This window comes from Bartonella sp. AA97HXZ, assembly GCF_042196985.1.
In the GTDB taxonomy this organism is placed as follows: Bacteria; Pseudomonadota; Alphaproteobacteria; order Rhizobiales; family Rhizobiaceae; genus Bartonella.
The window spans coordinates 18,513-37,691 of sequence record NZ_JBHIRC010000013.1; the positions used below are offsets into that span (position 1 = coordinate 18,513).

The window sequence follows — 19,179 nt, forward strand, 5'->3', positions numbered from 1 at the left end:
AATTTTTGTAAGGTTCAAAAAAGGATAATATTATAAATCTTTTGAAGCAGCTTATGCAAGTTTAAAAATGAGAACATTTTCATCACTTTACTAATGACAGTGTGATGAAGATAGGCTATAGGTTTAAATATGCTGGAAAGAGCGTTATCGTTTCTTTCATTCTTTTGCGGGAGAGTGCAGATTGCAAATTTTCGCATTGCCGCCGAAGGGGAAATAGCCCATAATCTCTCAGGCTTTAAGGACCGTAAAAGGAAGAAGGCAGATCTGGAAAGTCGGGAGAACCCGCGCCGAAGGTGTAAGCGAAAAATTTTTTCGCGAGTCTCTCAGGTTGATGACAGAGGGGGCAGAGACGACCATATTCTATGGGCGTTAGCGCAGCTTTGGAGTTATTATGGGCACAGCACAAGAAACATCTTTTTTAAAAACACTTCCTTTATATGATTTGCATGAAAAAGCAGGAGCAAAATTTGGTGCTTTTGCGGGTTGGAACATGCCTTTAACTTATCCTCTTGGCGTTTTAAAAGAGCATCTTCATACGCGTGCACATGCAGGACTTTTTGATATTTCTCATATGAAATTGATTGCGGTTGAAGGGGCACAAGCTGTGGAATTTTTGTCCTATGCTTTTCCCATTGATGCAGCAGCTTTAAAGATTGGGCATTCACGGTATAATTATTTGCTTAATGAGCAGGCTGGTATTCTTGATGATCTTATCATTACCCGTTTGGAAGAGGGTCGTTTTATGTTGGTCGCCAATGCTGGGAATGCACAGGCTGATTTTGTAGAATTGGAAAAGCGTGCGGTTGATTTTGAATGTCAAGTGATTGCACTTGAAAGGGTATTGCTTGCGCTTCAAGGTCCTGAAGCGGCAGCTGTTCTTGCTGATGCCGATTTACCAGGGAATGAATTGTTCTTTATGCAAGGATTCGAACCACAACAGGATTGGTTTATAACGCGTTCTGGTTATACGGGAGAGGATGGTTTTGAAATTGCTTTGCCTATAGGGCATGCGCATATGTTGGCTGAAAAATTGCTGAGTGATTCTCGTGTTGAGTGGATTGGACTTGCCGCACGCGATAGCTTGCGGTTGGAAGCGGGGCTGTGTTTGCATGGAAATGATATTACCCCTGATACGACACCTATTGATGCGGCTCTAATATGGGCTGTTCCTAAAAGTGTTCGAGAAAAAGCACAATTTTATGGTGCGAAGGCTTTTCTTGAAGCACTGCAAAAAGGACCGGCTCGTTGTCGTGTTGGATTAAAACCGCAAACGCGTCAACCTATTCGTGCCGGTGCGGTGCTTCTTGATGATCAAGGTAATGAGATTGGCATTGTAACATCAGGTGGTTTTGGTCCTTCTTTTGATGGTCCTGTCGCGATGGGTTACGTTCCTGTTGATTTTAAAGTTGAAGGGACACAAGTCTTTACAGAACTGCGAGGCAAAAAGATTGTATTATCAGTTCATTCTCTTCCCTTTGTTGAACAACGTTATTTTAAAGGATGATTTTTTATGTCTAAAACTTATTTTACACATGACCATGAATGGCTTAGCGTTGAAGGGCAGGTGGTGACTGTTGGGGTTACGCATTATGCGCAAGAGCAATTAGGGGATTTGGTTTTTGTTGATTTACCACAAAGTGGAACAAAACTTTCCAAAGGAGAGGCGGCGGCTGTTGTGGAATCAGTGAAGGCGGCTTCAGATGTTTATGCTCCTCTTGATGGTGAAGTGGTCGAAATAAATGAAGCCTTGGCTGATAATCCTGAACTGGTAAACCAGAAACCCGAAACAGAAGGCTGGTTATGGAAAATGACATTGCAGGATGAGACACAACTGGAGGGGTTGTTAGATAAAGATGCTTATAAGGCTTTGATTGGATGAGTACCATGATCGAGCGTTCTTTTTCTTCTCGACATATTGGGCTGCGTCCTGATGAAACACAAAAAATGCTTGATGTTTTAGAGCTTGATTGTGTTGAGACACTTATTTCTCAAGCTGTTCCACACTCTATCCATTTGGGACGTTCACTGAATCTTCCAGAGGCTGCTAGTGAAGGACAAGCCTTGGAAGAACTCTCCAAGATGATGGAGCGTAACCATGTGCACAAAAGTTTTATTGGGCAAGGATATCATGGAACTTATGTGCCTCCGGTTATTTTACGAAATCTGTTTGAAAATCCTGCTTGGTATACTGCTTATACGCCTTATCAAGCAGAAATTAGCCAAGGTCGTTTAGAGCTTTTATTTTATTTTCAGACATTGGTTAGTGAACTAACAGGTTTGCCTGTTTCTGCTGCTTCCCTTCTTGATGAAGCAACTGCTTTAGCTGAAGCCAATGCCCTTGCTGTTCGCTTTTTCCGTGAGAAAAAAACAAAAATTTCTCTTCAGAGTCTTTTACATCCTCAGACTTTGAGTGTTGCGCAAACGCGTGCTGAAACACAAGGGATTCAGATTAGCCAAAATGGCGAAATTGATCCTGATACAGCGGCAATTGTTTTGTCTTGGCCAGATACAAAAGGCTCTTTTCATGATTACAGTGAGATCATAAAAGAGGCAAAGGAAAAGGGAGCTTTAGTTATCGTTGTAGCTGATCCTTTAGCGCTTACTCTTCAGGAGCCACCTGCTCAATGGGGGGCAGATATCGTTGTTGGCACTATGCAGCGTTATGGCGTTCCGATGGGATTTGGTGGTCCACATGCTGGTTACCTTGCCGTGAGTGATGCGTTAACGCGTCTTATTCCAGGGCGTATTGTTGGTCAATCCGTGGATACCAAAGGACGCGTTGGTTTTCGTTTAGCTTTGCAAACACGTGAACAACATATTCGGCGCGATAAAGCGACGTCAAATATTTGTACAGCGCAGGCTTTGTTGGCTAATATGGCAACCGCTTATGCTGTTTGGCATGGGCCAAAAGGCTTACAAGAAATTGCGCAGCGAATTCATCATTTAACATGTCGTTTTGTTGCTGGTTTAGAAGCCGCAGGGGTTCATGTTGAAGGGAAAAGCTTTTTTGATTGTGTGAGTATTTCTGTTAAGGGAAAAGCACGAGAAATTGCGCATCAAGCCAAAATAGGTGGGCGCCTTATTCGTGTTCTCGATGATGACACTATTGCAATCAATTTTGATGAATTATCAACAGAAGAAGATGCTGGTGCTTTAGCGCAGCTTTTGGGGGCACAACTCGTTGATAAGGTTTCTCCACGACTCTTTGGAAAAAAACGGGATGCTGCTTTTCTTTCTCAGCCTTTTTTTCATGCGGTTCATTCAGAGACAGATATGATGCGCTTTTTGCGTCGTTTAGCGGATAAGGATTTGGCGCTGGATCGCGCTATGATCCCTCTTGGTTCTTGTACAATGAAGCTTAATGCAGCTGCTGAATTGATGCCTGTAAGTTGGGCTAGCATGGCCAATATACATCCCTTTGTTTCACTAGAGGATGCAGCGGGTTATTTGGAGATGATCAACCAGTTAAATGCGTGGTTGTGTGAAATTACAGGATTTGCGCAAGTTTCTTTTCAGCCAAATTCTGGTGCTCAAGGTGAATATGCTGGGCTTTTGGCTATCCGACGATATTACCAATCACGGGGAAAACATCAACGTACAGTTTGTCTTATTCCTGCATCTGCGCATGGTACAAATCCAGCCTCGGCCCATATGGCAGGGATGGAAGTCGTTGTGGTAAAATGTTTAAGCGATGGTGATGTTGATGTAGACGATCTCAAGATGAAAGCGCAATTGCATAAAGATAAATTGGCCGCTCTCATGATTACTTATCCTTCAACCCATGGTGTTTACGAGGAAAGCATTAAGGAAATTTGTTCTATTATTCATGAAAATGGCGGACAAGTTTATTTTGATGGTGCTAATCTCAATGCCCTTGTGGGGCTTGCTCGTCCTGCGGATATTGGCGCTGATGTTTGTCATATGAATCTTCATAAAACATTTGCTATTCCTCATGGTGGTGGTGGTCCTGGTATGGGACCAATTGGAGTTGCTGCGCATCTCAAACCATTCGTACCAGGTCATGAACAAGATGGGACAACGCATGCGGTTTCGGCTGCTCCTTATGGAAGTGCGTCTATTCTTGCAATTACATGGATGTATATTCGAATGATGGGGGCTGATGGCTTAAAATATGCAACACAAATAGCCATTTTAAATGCCAATTATATTGCTGCACGTCTTTCAGCCGCTTATTCCATTCTTTATCGGGGCAAGCATGGACGTGTTGCGCACGAATGTATTGTGGATACACGCGTGTTGAAAGAGCAGTATGGGGTGAGTGTTGATGATATTGCAAAACGTCTCATTGATTATGGATTTCATGCGCCCACGATGTCGTTTCCGGTTCCGGGAACTTTGATGATTGAGCCAACGGAATCAGAACCAAAAGCAGAGATTGATCGTTTTTGTGATGCTTTACTCTCTATTGCTGAAGAAGCGAAAAAAGTTGGGAATGGGGTTTGGCCAAAAGACAATAATCCATTGGTGAATGCCCCTCATACAGTGGCAGATACTTTAGATGATGCTTGGGCACGACCCTATTCGCGACAAGAAGCTGCTTTTCCCAACAGTTCTCTTGATCCAGCCAATAAATATTGGCCTCCTGTATCGCGTATTGATAATGTTGCGGGAGACAGAATGCTCATTTGTTCGTGTCCGCCATTGGGAAATACCTATTAAATAACAAATATGTATTTAATTTGTTTATTTGCATAAACAAAAAAGCCCACACATTTTGTGTGGGTTTGTACTTGTTGATCATGTTACTATGGAATTATTTGTCTATTTTCTAGAATTTTGCATTGTTTTTTATAACATGAGCAAAATCGAAAAAGTCGACAAAAAGCTGTATTTTGTCGGCAATAGGCATGCTCTCCTTTGCTTTCTACCGTATGACATGGTTTTAGTGACTAGGCGGCATTGGTCTAGCCAGCTAATTCATGTAAACGAGAGCGAAACCTACGGGGGATAGGTCACGTCTGTTGCATGTGTTGTTATATACTCCTTCTCACTAGGGTGACGACGACCGGTTGTAGAAAGAATAAAATCAATTTTAGTGTTTTTGATGATAAAGACACGCGAAACTCTGTTGTTGCATCTTTTCGAGTCAAGAATTGTCTAAATATTTCTCTTTAATCTGCTTTTTATAAATATGACGCAAAAATATGTAAGAACACCTGTCAGAATGAGCAAACGCAAAGCCAAATGTATTATGGTTGTTTTTTACAAGGTATCTTATAAAAAGCCGGCACATCTTTCCACTTCATTGCAAGTCAGTTTGTGACTTTACGGCGCTGTTTTCCTAAGAGCCCGTGTTCTTTCGCTGTTACCTGTAAATCAACATCCAAACTTAACGCAGCGACATGTTTTGAGTCAGAGATTGAGAAAAAAAGAGCTTTATGAGTAGTTCCTGCTGTCTGTCTGATGAGGGCGGGGGATTGCGTATTTCTGTTGACGTAACCTTTGAAACTGGAAGACAATCTCATTTTGGAAAATGTAAAGCTGTAAAGGTGAAAATCAATCCTCAGTTTGTCATCTCCTCTTCATTCAGCTTTGCGGCTTTCAAAAGCATTTAAAGCAATATTTTTTTAATAATGGGGATTACATATTGCTCCATACTTTTATTTATTGTGTTCTTTAGTGGGGGAATGATCCTCATGTAAAACAGAACGCTCCAAAAAGAATATACTTGGGTTGTTAATTCACATGTTTGTTTTAAAGAGATATTTCGCTCCTAATCCCATTTCGCGACGGCGCTTGTGAATGGTGTAAGGGTAAATCCATTGATCCCCCAATCTTTACGCTTCATAACGGAGTAAGCCGGCACTATTATACACTTTGCCAGCGCCTAATGTTATAGCTCTTGGCACTATGGTTCATAAGAGGAATTATTCTTTTCTTAAATCATTTTTATCTACACATAGTCCAGCTTGTGGTATGCAAGCGAATGATTTTAATTGGGAAATTAATTTTAAAAACTTTGTAGTAGATTCTTTTTTGTCAATTTATGGGGAAAGGCTAAGTTTTTGTATTTTAGATGAAAGCTACTTCCATAAAACAGTCCATCAACTTGTCTGTTTTGAGATTTCTGTGAATGTGCGGTGTCTATGACCATTCTGTGTGGTTGATTGTTGTAAAATCTTTTGTAAAAGCCCCTCAATTTTCTAAAATGATGATTTTTATCAATTTATTTTTTTAAAGAGTTTTTATGTGTAAATGTATTTATAGCGGGAGCCAAGAGATGTTAGAATTTCATTGGGAAGGGTATCGGCATCTATAGATACTTTTTCAAGTGTTTGATGGGGACCAATGAGTTCTACCCAGTCACCAGTTTGAGGTTTTTGTTCAAGATCGGTCGTATCTACAATAATGGAATCCATAGAAACCCGCCCAACCATGGGAAGTTTGTGCCCGTTGAAATAAACAGTTCCTTTATTCGAAAGAGTACGGAGCCAGCCGTCTGCGTAGCCTATAGAAATGGTTGCAAGAGTGCTTGGTCTGTTGGTTATAAAGCTTTCTGCATAACCAACAGGTGCTCCTATATCAACAACGCGGCTTTGAATGACTTGGGCTTCAAGTTTTAAAACAGGTTTCAAAGGTGACGGGTGTTTTCCCCGCGGATCAACTCCGTAAAGTGCAATGCCTGGACGAACAAGATCAAAATAAAAATCTGATCCTAGAAAGATACCTCCAGAATTGGCAAAGGAAACTTTGCAAGCAGGCAATTGCGCAAGGATCGTTTTGAAAGAAGTCAATTGGGCATAATTTGATGGGTGGGTATCATCTTCTCCGTTAGAAAGATGACTAAGAATATATTTTATTTCTGCTTTTTCGAAAATTGTAGGGTGTTTGATGAGTTTTTGTAATTCTTTTTGATCTAGTCCTAATCGGTTCATATGGGTATCGATTTGAACCATTGCTGGAAATTTTTTATCTTTTTTTTGACAAATTTTTTGCCAATTTTCAATGGCATTCCAAGAGTTTAGAACAGGAACAATACCAGATTGTGCGACAAACTCTTCTGCTAAGTGTGGAAGTCCATTCAGAATGGCAATTGTGACATTTGATGGTAAAATGCTTTTTAATTGGAGTGCTTCTCTGATTTGGGCGACAAAAAAAGTGCGACAACCAGCTTGATAAAGGGCAGGAGCAATTTTGTGAGCTCCTAATCCATAGGCATTTGCTTTTACAACTGCTGAACATTGTGTTGGAGCTACACGTTTGGCTAAAGTAATATAATTGGCAACAATGGCACTGACATCGATGGTTGCTACAGCTGTATAGAGTGATGTATTTATTTCATCATTAACGGATTTGTTCATTTTAAAAGCTTATCTGTGTTCGTGAAATACGCAGTTTTCTTTGGTTATTTTATAGAGGTTGCTTATGAGAGATGAAAGATACTGTTTGCTACGGTCAAAATCATAAGAAGCCTATGCTGCCATTAAAGTCGTTTTTTATGTAAAATGGTACTCCGGATATAAGAGATAGTTTAGTTTTATTTGTGTTGTTATCAACATGGTATCTTCTAATGATTTGTAAAACATAGACTTTTTTACTTATTTCCCCTCGTTTAGGCATATAAAAAAGAAAGCATAGTTTATTGTATTGTATCATTTTGAAGAGTGCAATGTTAGACTATTGTTGCTGGTGTGATTTTTGTGATTAAATATTGCATTGGCTGCTTGTGTAGAGAAGGTAAAATGATTAAATTAACCACGTTAAGTCAATGCATTACAAGTTTTCTAACATGAGGGGGAAGATCACTCATCTGTGCAATTTTGGATGTCGTCTCATGCACTTAAAATTATTTTTATTGAATGGAAAACAGTGTGTAAACACTTTTTGATACATTAAAACTGTTGATTTAGAAAACTCGTTGATTTGGATATTATTTGTTTTCAAGATGGATTGGGTATCCAGTATTTACTTTCTAGTCTTTGATTGGTTTTAAGTGAAATCAATTTTATCGCTTATAGAGTACACTAGACTCATTTATTTAATTTTGACATAAAAGTGTTAACCTTGAGGCTTTTGTGTTGAGAAAATTGTTGGCAGATGGTTGTGCAAGTACTATATCACGTCAAGGATTCGAAATTTAACGTTCAATAAAGATATGGGGAAGAGTATGAATACGTCTGCTACCAATGTTCCGTCAAGCATCAGCAGCGTTGTAAATTTTCCGATTCCTGAGAATGTGTTCGCCCTTACTGTCCAAGAGGTTTGTCACTATACAGATCGGTTATTTAAATTCCGTCTGAATCGTCCGGAAAGTTTTCGTTTTCGTTCGGGTGAGTTTGTTATGATCGGTTTGCCAAATGCAGAAAAGCCGATTTATCGCGCTTATTCGATTGCAAGTCCCTTTTGGGATGAACAGCTTGAGTTTTTTTCGATAAAAGTTCCAGGGGGACCTTTAACCGAGCATCTCCAAAAAATTAAAATTGGTGATACAGTTCTCATGCGTAAAAAATCTACAGGAACGCTGGTTCTTGATGCTCTTATTCCTGGAAAACGTCTTTATCTTCTTTCAACTGGGACGGGGATTGCTCCTTTTGCAAGCCTTATTCGTGATCCTGAAACTTATGAAAAATTTGCAGAAGTTGTCCTTATTCAAACAACGCGCGAAAAAAATGAGTTAATTTATGCAAAAGATCTTGTTTCCTCTTTGCAACAAGATCCACTCATTGGAGAGTATGCACAACAGTTGAGATTTTATCCTATGACTACTCGTGAAGCTTCTGAGCATATGGGCCGTATTACAACTGTGATGGAAAGTGGGGACTTTTTTGAAACAACAGGCCTTCCTAAAATTCATCCTGATGAAGATCGGGTGATGATTTGTGGTTCCATGGCTATGTTAAAAGATTGCGCAAGGATGTGTGAAAGCTTTGGTCTTGTTGAAGGGGCCAATAATGCTCCTGCTACTTATGTTGTAGAGCGCGCTTTTGTGGAGTAATGAGTGGGAAAGTTGATGCTTTATCTTCTTTCAAACCGGTACGGTTTTTTTCCTTTTGCAAGCTTTATTCGTGATCCTGACATTTATGAAAATTTTCAGAAGTTGTCCTTATTTAAATAACGTGCGAAAAGAATGGGTTAATTTGTGCAAAAGATCTTGTTTCCTCTTTGCAATAAGATCCACTCATTGGAGAGTATGCACAACAGTTGAGATTTTATCCTATGACGACTCGTGAACCTTCTGAGCATATGGGGCGTATTACGACTGTTATGGAAAGTGGAGATTTTTTTGAAACAAGCGGCTTTGAAACAATAGAACTCGCAAAATTCATCCTGATGAAGATCGGGTGATGATTTATGGTTTTATGACGATGTTAAAAGATTGCGCAAGGATGTGTGAAAGCTTTGGTCTTGTTGAAGGGACTGATATTCTTGCACATTACATTATATTGTAGAAAGAGCTTTTTTCGAGGGAGAGTGAAGTTGTGATGCGGTATATGCTAATGCAGTAATCGAATCCCAATCACTTATTGCGATGAGCGGTTGGGGTGCTATCCAAGAACCACCAACGCAGAAGACATTGGGCAGTTGGAGCCATTGTGTTGCACTTTTTTGTGTAATACCGCCTGTTGGGCAAAACCGGATATCAGAGAAGGGAGATGCTAAAGCTTCGATGAAGGAAATACCCCCAGCAGCTTCAGCAGGGAAAAATTTAAGATATGAATAGCCTTTGTTTAATGCTTGCATGAGTTCACTTGGGGTCATTGCACCGGGAAGAAGGGGAATTTCACTATTTTTTGCACAATTGATTAGTTCATTGGATAATCCGGGGCTTACAATAAACTTGGCTCCAGCTTGTTCGGCTTTTTCGTAATGTGTTGTGTTGAGAATTGTGCCGGCTCCAACAATTGCTTCAGGGACTTCTTGTATGATTTTCTGAATTGCTTTGAGGGCATTTGGTGTTCGCAAGGTGATCTCAATTGTTTTTAATCCACCTTTGACAAGAGCGCGTGTTAACGGTACAGCACTTTGTAGATTGTCAATGAGTAAAACAGGTATAACAGTTTGTCCTTGGAGATATAATAAAAGCTTTTCTCTTTTTTGGCACATGATATTTTTTCTTCTTGGTGATGATATTATTTGTATCGTTTGATTAAGCACAATATGTTAAAGAGTACATGAATAAATCTTGAAATTGAATGAAACGCGCGTTATGGCAAAACACATGGAAAAGAATTTTAAAGTTGCTGCACTTTATTGCTTTGCAGATTTGAAGCATTATCATCAATTACAAAAACCTTTGCAGGATTTATGTCAAGCAAAGGATATCAAAGGCACTCTGCTTTTAGCACAAGAGGGCATTAATGGAACAGTTGCTGGTTCTTGTGATGCGATTGAGGCATTGGTGGATTTTATTACGGCTGAGCCAGCGTTTCAAACGCCGGAGATTAAATATTCATGGGCATCAAAAATGCCTTTTCATCGCATGAAAGTGCGGTTGAAAAAAGAGATTGTGACAATGGGGGTTGAAGGGGTTGATCCGCTAAAAGTTGTTGGTACTTATGTCGATCCTGAAGATTGGAATGCTCTTATTCAAGATGAAGAGACAATTTTAATCGATACACGGAATGACTATGAATATGCGATAGGGAGTTTTCAAGGAGCGATTGATCCGCAGATTAAAACATTTCGCGAATTTCCTGAATGGGTGCGTAAACATGAGGCTGAGTTAAAGAAAAAAAAGAAAATTGCCATGTTTTGTACAGGTGGTATTCGGTGTGAAAAATCAACAGCTTTTGTTCGTGATCTTGGTTATGAGCAAGTCTACCATCTAAAAGGAGGTATTCTAAAATATTTAGAAAAAATTCCAAAAGAGAAAAGTTTATGGTGGGGTGAGTGTTTTGTTTTTGATGAGCGTGTTTCTGTTCAACATGGTCTTGAAGAATGTGGACGCGAATTATGTCGCGCGTGTCGTTCTCCTCTTAATGCTGAAAGCAAATTATCGCCTCATTATGAGGAAGGTGTTTCCTGTGATGCTTGTTATAACACGCGTAGTGAAGCCGATAGAGAGCGCTTTCGTGAGCGCCATAGGCAATTTCAATTGTTGAAATTGCGTGCAATTGATTCTCATCAAGGGACATAAGGATATCGTAGTGTAGAGTTTTAAGTTGTAGCGTTTTTCTCTTAAATTTAAGAGAGAAGAGTTTTTTAATATTGGTAGAAAAATATTTTATAAGACCGGATATTATTCGGTCTTTTTGTTTATGTTAAATTATTTGACTTATAAATAATCATTATAGATTGTTCGCTCTCCTTGACTTTATAGGATTGAGTTTTCAGATACTTTTCATTTTAAAATAGAAAAGCCGTTCACCAACAGCGCAGAGGAGGGAGATTATAGTTTAAGAGAAAAGCGTATAAATAAGATGTGATTAATAAGAGGAGATGAAAAAGCAGATGCTAGGTGGAAAAATAAAATGATAATAGGAGTTTATGATTTCAGAATTTAATATAATACATTAATTTATAATGATAATTTATTATTCATTTGAATAAAAGAGTTCAATATTGTGAACTTTGTTGCTTTCAGATTAGATGAGAACGAATCGCGTAAAATTCATTCACTTGTACGTTGCAAATGGGAGTAACGTGTGGACAAAAATCATTTTAGATAAGGTGTTATGAAACATTTCAATGTACGAGTTTCTGCAATATTGGAAGTTGGCAGATAGAATGGGAGTGTTTGTTTTTAATTTCATAAGTATAAAGAGGGTGAGATGTAGTTGATCTATATCATACAAGCTATATTATACGGGGATTTCTTCATGATATTTTGCTTAAGCGATGCTGTGAAATGAATGTGGAAGCAGGGATGTTTTTAGGATGTAAATGAGAAAGATAATGGTGTTTTGTTGGGGGAAGGACACGTTATCTTTAAAGACTATGGTGCTTCAGTCGTTACTATCCTCAGTCTTCAATGTTGGTCATCTTTGCATTTGAGAGGATATATAAGAGGTACTCCTTTTTTCAATTGTTTTTTATTTCTGATGCGCAAAAGAATGATTTTAATTGATTCATTGTAAGAGGGTTGAAATAAGAGGATTTTATAATGGAATTTTTGTTTAAGGGTACAATAATAAATTATCATTATAAATTAATGTCTTGAGTAATTTATTTTGCGTTATTTTCTGCTGCGGATATTAGGAGATAGAATAGGGTCAAGAAACAAGGGGCTTTAAACGCAAGACAGTGATTTATGTTGCACGGATAATGTAAGGGGTGTGATCTCATGAAAGCGGATGGATGGCTTTGTCTGGGGAGAGTGTTGTTTTTTCGCATCATTTTATCTTTAAGAATTAAAAAATGTTTAAAATTAAAAAAATGATTGAAATGAGAAAGAATTCGTTTTATAGGATGCCTTGCCCAAAGTCGCACGTGCCTGTGGGTGTCCGCTGGTTCTCAAATGGTGAGATTAACCGGTACGGTACCTGGAACTAACCGCTCCAGTCATTCTTACAGCCAATTGCAAGAATGAGGACATCTTGAAGCAACGACGGTGCGGGCCTTTCTGGTGTCTTCCAGTTTTTAAATGCTGGGATAACTATAGAGGCACACCTCATTGCCTTCAGTGCGGAAGTGGTTTTCTCAACTCCAATCAAAAAGGCAGATAAAATAGAATAACGCGGCTTCGCGCTGTTCTTTCGCTGCATGCAATGCTAATTTCTGATTTTTTGTAATCAGAATGGGGATAGTTGTTGTGTGTTTTTTGTCCTTTAGCTTTTGGCAGCTTTGGCTGTCCAAGCATAGAGTGGGGGAGCTTTCCCTCAAGGAGAATTGCAGATGGCAACGCAACGTATTCGCGATTTTCTTGCAACACATCGTTCTGAAGGTCCATGCTTAATTGTTGACCTTGATGTTGTTCGTGACAACTATTTAAATTTTGAAAAAGCTCTGCCGCAGTCTCGTATTTTTTACGCAATAAAGGCAAATCCAGCTCCTGAAATCTTGCGTTTGCTAAGTTCTTTAGGATCTTCTTTTGATGCGGCTTCTGTTGCAGAAATTGAAATGGCTTTAAAAGCAGGTGCAACGCCAGAGCGTATTTCTTTTGGAAATACGATTAAAAAAGAGCGTGATATTGCACGAGCATATGCATTGGGAGTTTCACTTTATGCCGTTGATTGTGTGGAAGAAGTGGAAAAAATTGCGCGTGTTGCTCCAGGAGTGCGTGTTTTTTGCCGTGTTCTTACCGATGGAAAAGGTGCAGAGTGGCCATTGTCACGCAAATTCGGTTGCGTTCCAGAAATGGCGGTTGATGTTCTAAGACGCGCACACCAATTGGGTTTGCAAGCCTATGGTGTTTCTTTTCATGTTGGATCTCAGCAGGTTGATTTGAGTGCGTGGGATCGTGCTTTATCGGATGCTTCTACAGTTTTTAAGCGCTTGGAACAAGAAGGCATTTCACTGAAATTGGTGAATATGGGCGGCGGTTTTCCAACCCGTTATTTGAAAGATGTCCCTACAGAACAAGCTTATGGTACAGCAGTTTTTGATTCATTGAAAAAGCATTTTGGTAATCGTATCCCTGAGACGATTATTGAGCCAGGACGTGCGATGGTTGGCAATGCTGGTGTTATTCGTACAGAAGTTGTTCTAATATCTAAAAAAGCTGATAATGATAATGTACGATGGGTTTATCTTGATATTGGAAAATTTAATGGTCTTGCTGAGACTATGGATGAAGCCATTCGTTATCCTATTGAGACACCTCATGATGATAAGGTAATGGAGCCTTGTATTTTGGCTGGACCAACATGCGATTCGGCAGATGTTCTCTATGAAAAAACACCTTATCCGCTTCCTCTATCCCTAACGATAGGAGATGAAATATTGATTCATGGAACGGGTGCTTACACGACAACTTACGCATCGGTTGCTTTTAATGGTTTTGAGCCTTTACGATCATATGTAATCTGAGGTTTCCTTTTAACTATAGTTTTTTTAGACTTTTTGCTATGCTCGTCATGGCGCTATAAGAGGGCGGTTATAGAGATGAACATGATGAACTTTCAAACAAAAGATGGGGCATGTTTTACACTTTTATTGGAGCAAGAAGCCGATAAGCCTTATCGAGAAATTTTGCTTGATTCAACGATGGGGTATGGACGTAAACGTAAATCATCAGAGGCTTTACGTCGTGGACGGTTAGCTGCTCAAGGGCTCTCTTTTGTGGTTAAAAATGTGCTTGGAGAGCTTGTGGGAAGTGTCCGTCTTTGGCATGTTTCTTTTTCTAAAAGAAAAAATAAAACACAACATGCTTTACTTTTAGGCCCCTTGGCTGTTGCATCTGAATGTGCTGGTATGGGAATAGGATCAATTTTAGTCCGCCATGCAATTGAAACAGCAAAAAAATTGGGATATGGCGCCATTTTGCTGGTAGGGGATTTTGAATTTTATCAACGTTTTGGCTTTTCAAATAGTTTAACAGAAAATTTGGCAATGCCTGGTCCTTACGAAAAGCATCGCTTTCAAGCGTTGGAACTGATACCACATTATCTTTCTGGGTGTTATGGCACTTTGGTTCCTAGTGGAGAACGAGAAGTTTCAAATCGTTTTCAGCATCATAAAGTCGCTTGAAGATAGTGTTATTTCGTTTTTCAGCAGCTGCCATTGAGAAGAGCATACCGTTTTGACAGTGCCAAGGTATTTAGCGGTACAAAGTTTTGGGGAGTTGTATCGCGATTTTATTATATGGCTGGTTTCTTATTTTTGATAATTTCAGTTAAGTGAGTAAGAATATATTTTAAGCTCATTTTTTGAAATAGCGTCCTATTTTATAATATTAAAGGAACCGGATTTTTGAGTGGTTTTGTATTCTTTCAAAGCCAGTATCATCATACAGTTTTCCAGTTTCCAATATTGTTGGTAGATCTTGCATCGAAACGGTTGGATATTTTACTTTTTTCTTAAACAGTTTTTTTCTTTGCTTTTTATGTGCAAGGGAATGGTTTTGATTGATTCAATAGAGAGATATTTTGAGAAATTTTATACAATTTTAGCGCTTGTTGAAAAAGAAAAATATGCAGCAGTAGAATCAAAATTATAAATACTAGCTTTTTTAAAAGAGTGTAAAAAAAATAAAATTACATGAGCAGCTTTGTTGAAAAAAAATATATCATTACTTTTTTGCTATAAAGGTAAATCGTTTTGCAATTGGCATGAGAGGATCAAATACAAAATGATTTTTTCATGTAAAATTTTGCATTCAGAATCAAAAAACGTTGCTCTACACATTATAAGGGAAATAGGTGTGTGAATAAAAATCACAAGAATCATAAATCTTTTATGAATATTCTTGTAAGACTCAAAAGAGTAAAGGGCAAAGAATCTTTTAATCGTTTGTGCCCTATGGTGATAAATCAAAAATCTTATAGAAATAGCTGCTTTATCTTTATAGTGTGGAGCGCGTTAGGTAAGATCGTTGTTTACCTATCATCTAAAACAATTTTTGTATGCGAGAGGTTATTTTAAAAGTGCGTAAAGAGCCCGCATTGAAAAGAATTTTTATCAGAAGAATCATTTAGAATCACGTATTTATTTATACTGTCTCTTGAGAAAAGATAAAGTGCATAGGAAGCGAGGAAAGTGATAAGGATAAAAAATATTTCTCAATTGTAATTAAGCTTAGTGATTTGGTGGTGAATCCATGAGAGGTGGTATTTTTTTGAGAAACATGGTCATAAATGTCAAAACACCAAAGATGATGGTTATGATAAAGAAAATATCACTAAAAGCCATAATCATTGCTTGTATGCGTACCATATTAAACAATTGAGAAAGAGCCAGGGTATAGGAATCAAAGGTTTCTGTTTTGAATAATAAAATAAGCTTTGAAAGCATTTCAGTTGCTTGTCTGTTTGCGTGGTTAAGGGTTTCGGCTATTCGTTCATAATGGAAGTCCGTGCGTTTTGTCATGAGCGTGCTGATAATGGCAAGTCCCACAGCACCACCTAGATTCCGTGTGAGATTAAAGAGTCCAGAAGCATTTTGCATTCGTTCTGGTGGGAGTGTTCCCAATGCAATATTATTAATAGGAACCATACATAACATTACAGAAGCACCACGGAAAACTTGCGGCCAAAAAAGCTGCCAAAAATCCCACTTATCTGTGATAGTGCTTGCCATCCAAGTGCCTATTGCAAAACCAAAAAGTCCTATTGCCATCATTACACGTGCATCCATTCGTGCTGAAAGGAATCCTGCAAGGGGAGCCGTTAATAACATGACGAATCCTGAAAGAAACAATGTTTCTCCAATCATAAGGGCATCGTAATGGCGGATTTGGCTCAAATAGACAGGATAAAGGTACGTGAGTCCATAAAGACCTATACCCAGTGAAAAGGAAAAAATGGATGCAGCTGAAAAATTAAAATTAGAAAAAGTAGAGAGATCTACAATGGGTTCTTTTGCTGTAAAAGCACGCCAGAAGAACAAGGCGGCAGCAAGAATCATGATAATAAATAAATTCCGAACCAGCCTATCATTCAGCCAATCATGACGTGCGCCTTCTTCTAGTACATACTCTAAAGTTCCTAGAAAAACAGCCATAGAAATGAGCCCCAACCAGTCAAATTTAGCCATGAGAGATGGATTTGCTTTATCAAAATCAATCAACTTCCAAGCGAGAATTGAAATAATAATCCCAAAAGGCACATTAATGAGAAAAAGCCAGTGCCATGATAAGATATGACAAAGATAACCTCCGACCGTTGGACCAATAGTGGGGGCTAATGTTGCGACTAGTCCAACAATAGGGGTAACAATTGGGCGTTTGGAAGGAGGAAAAAGAACATAAGAGGCGACAAAAACGCTTGGGATAATTCCTCCACCAATAAAACCTTGCAATGCACGGTAGATAATCATCTCTCCAATAGATGTTGCTGTTGCACAAAGAACAGAAGTAATCGTAAACCCGATCGCTGATATGGTGAAGAAAACACGTGTTGAAAGCAATCTTCCTAAGAATCCAGAAAGGGGCAACATGATGACTTCAGCGATGAGATAGGAGGTTTGAACCCATGAAATTTCTTCAGAGCTCGCAGAAAGACCAGCTTGAACTTCGGCTAAAGAGGAGGCAACGATTTGTATATCCAAAATGGCCATGAACATGCCAAAGGCCATAACTATGAAAATCACAATGCTACGGATTTCTATGCGCTCTTGAGACTGTATGGGCTTTGGTATTGAAGATGTCATAATAATGAGGTCATTTGCTTGTTATTATAAGAGACTTTTATCTTGTGGTTTTGTACGTGTATCAACTTCTACTGAAACACTCATTCCTGCTCGGATATGTCCGGTCTTTAAGACTTCTTCTGGAATAGAAATACGTACAGGAATGCGTTGGACAATCTTTGTAAAGTTACCGGTAGCGTTTTGTGGAGGAAGAAGAGAAAAAACAGCACCTGTTGCCGGTGAAATAGAAAGCACTGTTCCTGTAAAGCCCTCCTTTTTGAAGGCATCAACAGAAATATAAGCCTTTTGTCCCGCATGAATATTTTGCAACTGTGTTTCTTTATAGTTTGCTTCAATATAAAGTGCATGGATGGGGACTAACGCTGCAAGACGTTGGCCATTTACAACAAAATCTCCCGTTTTTGCTGTTAAATTTCCTATGATTCCATCAAATGGCGCGCGTATAATGGTTGAATCAAGGTCACGTTGTGCTTTTTCACGCGAAAGTTCTAAACTCTTTGTTTGGCTTTCTGTTTCACTTCGTTGTGCTTCTAGCACTCGAATATTGGCGCGTGCTGCAGCGATTTGTGCATCTGCACGGTTAACATTTGCGATAGCTTGTTCATAAGCTGATTTGGCATCATCAACATCAGATTGAGGGGCATAACGATTGGCTTTCAGTTCTGTTACACGTTTTAAGGTGAGTTGTGCATTGGTTGCTATGGCTGAAGCGGCTGCTTTTTGCGCTTTTGCATCATCTAAAGCACTATGAGCGGCTGTGATTTGTGCATCAATGCGTAGAAGTGTTTTTTTCTGTGTGTCAAGATGCGCTTCTGTTTGATTCAAGGCTATTTGATAATCACCATTGTCTAAGTAAAATAAAACATCGTCCTTTTTTACAACTTGGTTGGCTTTAATGGCAATTTTTTCAATATATCCATTTAATTTAGTCGCAATAGCGGCTATATCTCCTTGCACATAGGCATCTTCAGTGGATAGCATATAACGCCATTGCGTTATCCATTTGTAGCTAAACCAAAGCACAAAAAGTGCAAAGACAATAAGAAGAGCCTTGATTACTTTTTTTCGTTTCGTTTTATTGAAATTTTTGGTTGAAAAAATTGTCTCAGATACGGACATGATTTTATACTTTCAATATTTATGTTCTAACGAGTATAATAAGCCTCTCACTCTAGGGTAGGGTGATACATGCACGGACGATAAGAGCTTTTCAAACAATAAGGCGATCCTTGGTACATAATGCTAAATATATAAACTTGCAAGTTAGAGATCTTGTTTTCAAGTTAGCGGTCTTATTTTATTGCGCATTTTTTACAAAGCCCTCGTACTTCTAGGGTGCTTTTATGTGCTTGGAAGTCAACAGCTTGAACCATCTGTTTTAAACTCGATACAATCGTTTGATTTTGTATTTCGTTGACTGTGCCACAGTTTTCGCAAATTATAAACGTTGTAAGTTCATGTTGACAGTTTTCAGGGTGTAAACAGACCATAAAGGCATTTGCACTTTCAAGACGATGAATACACTTTAACTGTACGAGTTTTTCTAACGCACGATAAACTTGGAGAGGTGCGCGAAAACCTTCTTCGCGTAAGTGATTGAGAATCGCATAAGCACTTAAAGGCCCTTTTGCATTTTTTAAAGTATTTAAAACCAATGTTTGGTTACGCGTCAGTTTAGATGACATTGACATCTTCCTTTTGCTCCCATGGAAAAGCATAAAGCGTGTAAGATATTTATGCAATGGTGATTATAGAATATGTACTCTATTTTTAGCCTTTTACATGACATCATTGCGATATGTAAGACAAGTTGCAACCGTTGTGAGGGGAGGGGTATTATAATCTGAAAGCCGCTGCTATCCAGCAAGAAACTTTTATACGCTTCTTAATTTTACCAATAATGTTTTGAAATAGGATTTTTTGTTCAATATTTTATTGGTAAAGTTTGGGTTATTTTATTTAAAAAAAAAT

Annotated in this window: 13 protein-coding genes, 1 pseudogene and 1 riboswitch; of the genes and pseudogenes, 8 read left to right on the plus strand and 6 right to left on the minus strand. The window is 38.7% G+C overall.

Features of this window, described 5'->3' with window-relative positions:
- Nucleotides 1–157 precede the first annotated feature (157 nt).
- Nucleotides 158–255, plus strand: a riboswitch (glycine riboswitch).
- 136 nt (nucleotides 256–391) lie between these two features.
- From gcvT to gcvP, 3 genes are read left to right on the plus strand one after another with little or no spacing between them, the layout of a single operon-like run.
- Nucleotides 392–1,504: a glycine cleavage system aminomethyltransferase GcvT gene (gene gcvT / locus ACFINE_RS07605; RefSeq protein WP_375621605.1), complete on the plus strand. Its 1,113-nt coding sequence runs from the start codon at nucleotides 392–394 to the stop codon at nucleotides 1,502–1,504.
- 6 nt (nucleotides 1,505–1,510) lie between these two features.
- Nucleotides 1,511–1,879: a glycine cleavage system protein GcvH gene (gene gcvH / locus ACFINE_RS07610; protein WP_375612294.1), complete on the plus strand. Its 369-nt coding sequence runs from the start codon at nucleotides 1,511–1,513 to the stop codon at nucleotides 1,877–1,879.
- A 5-nt stretch (nucleotides 1,880–1,884) separates the two neighbouring features.
- The gene (gcvP, locus tag ACFINE_RS07615) at nucleotides 1,885–4,680 is read left to right on the plus strand and encodes an aminomethyl-transferring glycine dehydrogenase (RefSeq protein WP_375621616.1); all 2,796 of its coding nucleotides are present in this window, start codon (nucleotides 1,885–1,887) and stop codon (nucleotides 4,678–4,680) included.
- A 593-nt stretch (nucleotides 4,681–5,273) separates the two neighbouring features.
- On the opposite strand, the gene ACFINE_RS07620 is transcribed toward gcvP, so the two are convergent.
- Entirely contained in the window at nucleotides 5,274–5,486 is a 213-nt protein-coding gene (locus ACFINE_RS07620; RefSeq protein WP_375621606.1) for a hypothetical protein, read from the minus strand.
- Between the two features lie 720 nt (nucleotides 5,487–6,206).
- Nucleotides 6,207–7,322 (minus strand): alanine racemase, encoded by a 1,116-nt coding sequence (gene alr / locus ACFINE_RS07625; protein ID WP_375621607.1) that lies wholly within the window; start codon nucleotides 7,320–7,322, stop codon nucleotides 6,207–6,209.
- Between the two features lie 806 nt (nucleotides 7,323–8,128).
- Here alr and ACFINE_RS07630 point away from each other — a divergent pair.
- Both ACFINE_RS07630 and ACFINE_RS07635 read left to right on the plus strand, forming a co-directional pair.
- Nucleotides 8,129–8,956 (plus strand): ferredoxin--NADP reductase, encoded by an 828-nt coding sequence (locus ACFINE_RS07630; RefSeq protein ID WP_375621608.1) that lies wholly within the window; start codon nucleotides 8,129–8,131, stop codon nucleotides 8,954–8,956.
- 18 nt (nucleotides 8,957–8,974) lie between these two features.
- Nucleotides 8,975–9,436 (plus strand): annotated as a pseudogene (locus ACFINE_RS07635) (ferredoxin--NADP reductase); the annotation flags it as partial.
- On the opposite strand, the gene eda reads toward ACFINE_RS07635, so the two are convergent.
- Nucleotides 9,400–10,065: a bifunctional 4-hydroxy-2-oxoglutarate aldolase/2-dehydro-3-deoxy-phosphogluconate aldolase gene (eda, locus tag ACFINE_RS07640; protein WP_375621609.1), complete on the minus strand. Its 666-nt coding sequence runs from the start codon at nucleotides 10,063–10,065 to the stop codon at nucleotides 9,400–9,402. The pseudogene ACFINE_RS07635 and the gene eda sit on opposite strands and share 37 nt — an antisense overlap.
- Before the next feature lie 115 nt (nucleotides 10,066–10,180).
- Here eda and ACFINE_RS07645 point away from each other — a divergent pair, with 115 nt between their 5' ends.
- The 3 genes from ACFINE_RS07645 to ACFINE_RS07655 all read left to right on the plus strand — a co-directional run bounded on the left by ACFINE_RS07645 (nucleotide 10,181) and on the right by ACFINE_RS07655 (nucleotide 14,589).
- A complete protein-coding gene (locus ACFINE_RS07645; protein WP_375621610.1) occupies nucleotides 10,181–11,098 on the plus strand; it encodes a rhodanese-related sulfurtransferase in 918 nt (305 codons plus the stop codon).
- Between the two features lie 1,697 nt (nucleotides 11,099–12,795).
- On the plus strand, nucleotides 12,796–13,929 hold the full coding sequence (locus tag ACFINE_RS07650) for a type III PLP-dependent enzyme (RefSeq protein WP_375621611.1): 1,134 nt from the start codon (nucleotides 12,796–12,798) through the stop codon (nucleotides 13,927–13,929).
- A 75-nt stretch (nucleotides 13,930–14,004) separates the two neighbouring features.
- On the plus strand, nucleotides 14,005–14,589 hold the full coding sequence (locus tag ACFINE_RS07655; RefSeq protein WP_375621612.1) for a GNAT family N-acetyltransferase: 585 nt from the start codon (nucleotides 14,005–14,007) through the stop codon (nucleotides 14,587–14,589).
- A gap of 1,047 nt (nucleotides 14,590–15,636) precedes the next feature.
- Here the strand turns inward: ACFINE_RS07655 and ACFINE_RS07660 are convergent.
- From ACFINE_RS07660 to ACFINE_RS07670, 3 genes are all read right to left on the minus strand, one after another.
- Nucleotides 15,637–17,208 (minus strand): DHA2 family efflux MFS transporter permease subunit, encoded by a 1,572-nt coding sequence (locus ACFINE_RS07660; RefSeq protein ID WP_375621613.1) that lies wholly within the window; start codon nucleotides 17,206–17,208, stop codon nucleotides 15,637–15,639.
- 24 nt (nucleotides 17,209–17,232) lie between these two features.
- A complete protein-coding gene (locus ACFINE_RS07665) occupies nucleotides 17,233–18,327 on the minus strand; it encodes an HlyD family secretion protein (RefSeq protein ID WP_375621614.1) in 1,095 nt (364 codons plus the stop codon).
- Between the two features lie 173 nt (nucleotides 18,328–18,500).
- On the minus strand, nucleotides 18,501–18,893 hold the full coding sequence (locus ACFINE_RS07670) for a Fur family transcriptional regulator (RefSeq protein ID WP_375621615.1): 393 nt from the start codon (nucleotides 18,891–18,893) through the stop codon (nucleotides 18,501–18,503).
- Nucleotides 18,894–19,179 lie beyond the last annotated feature (286 nt).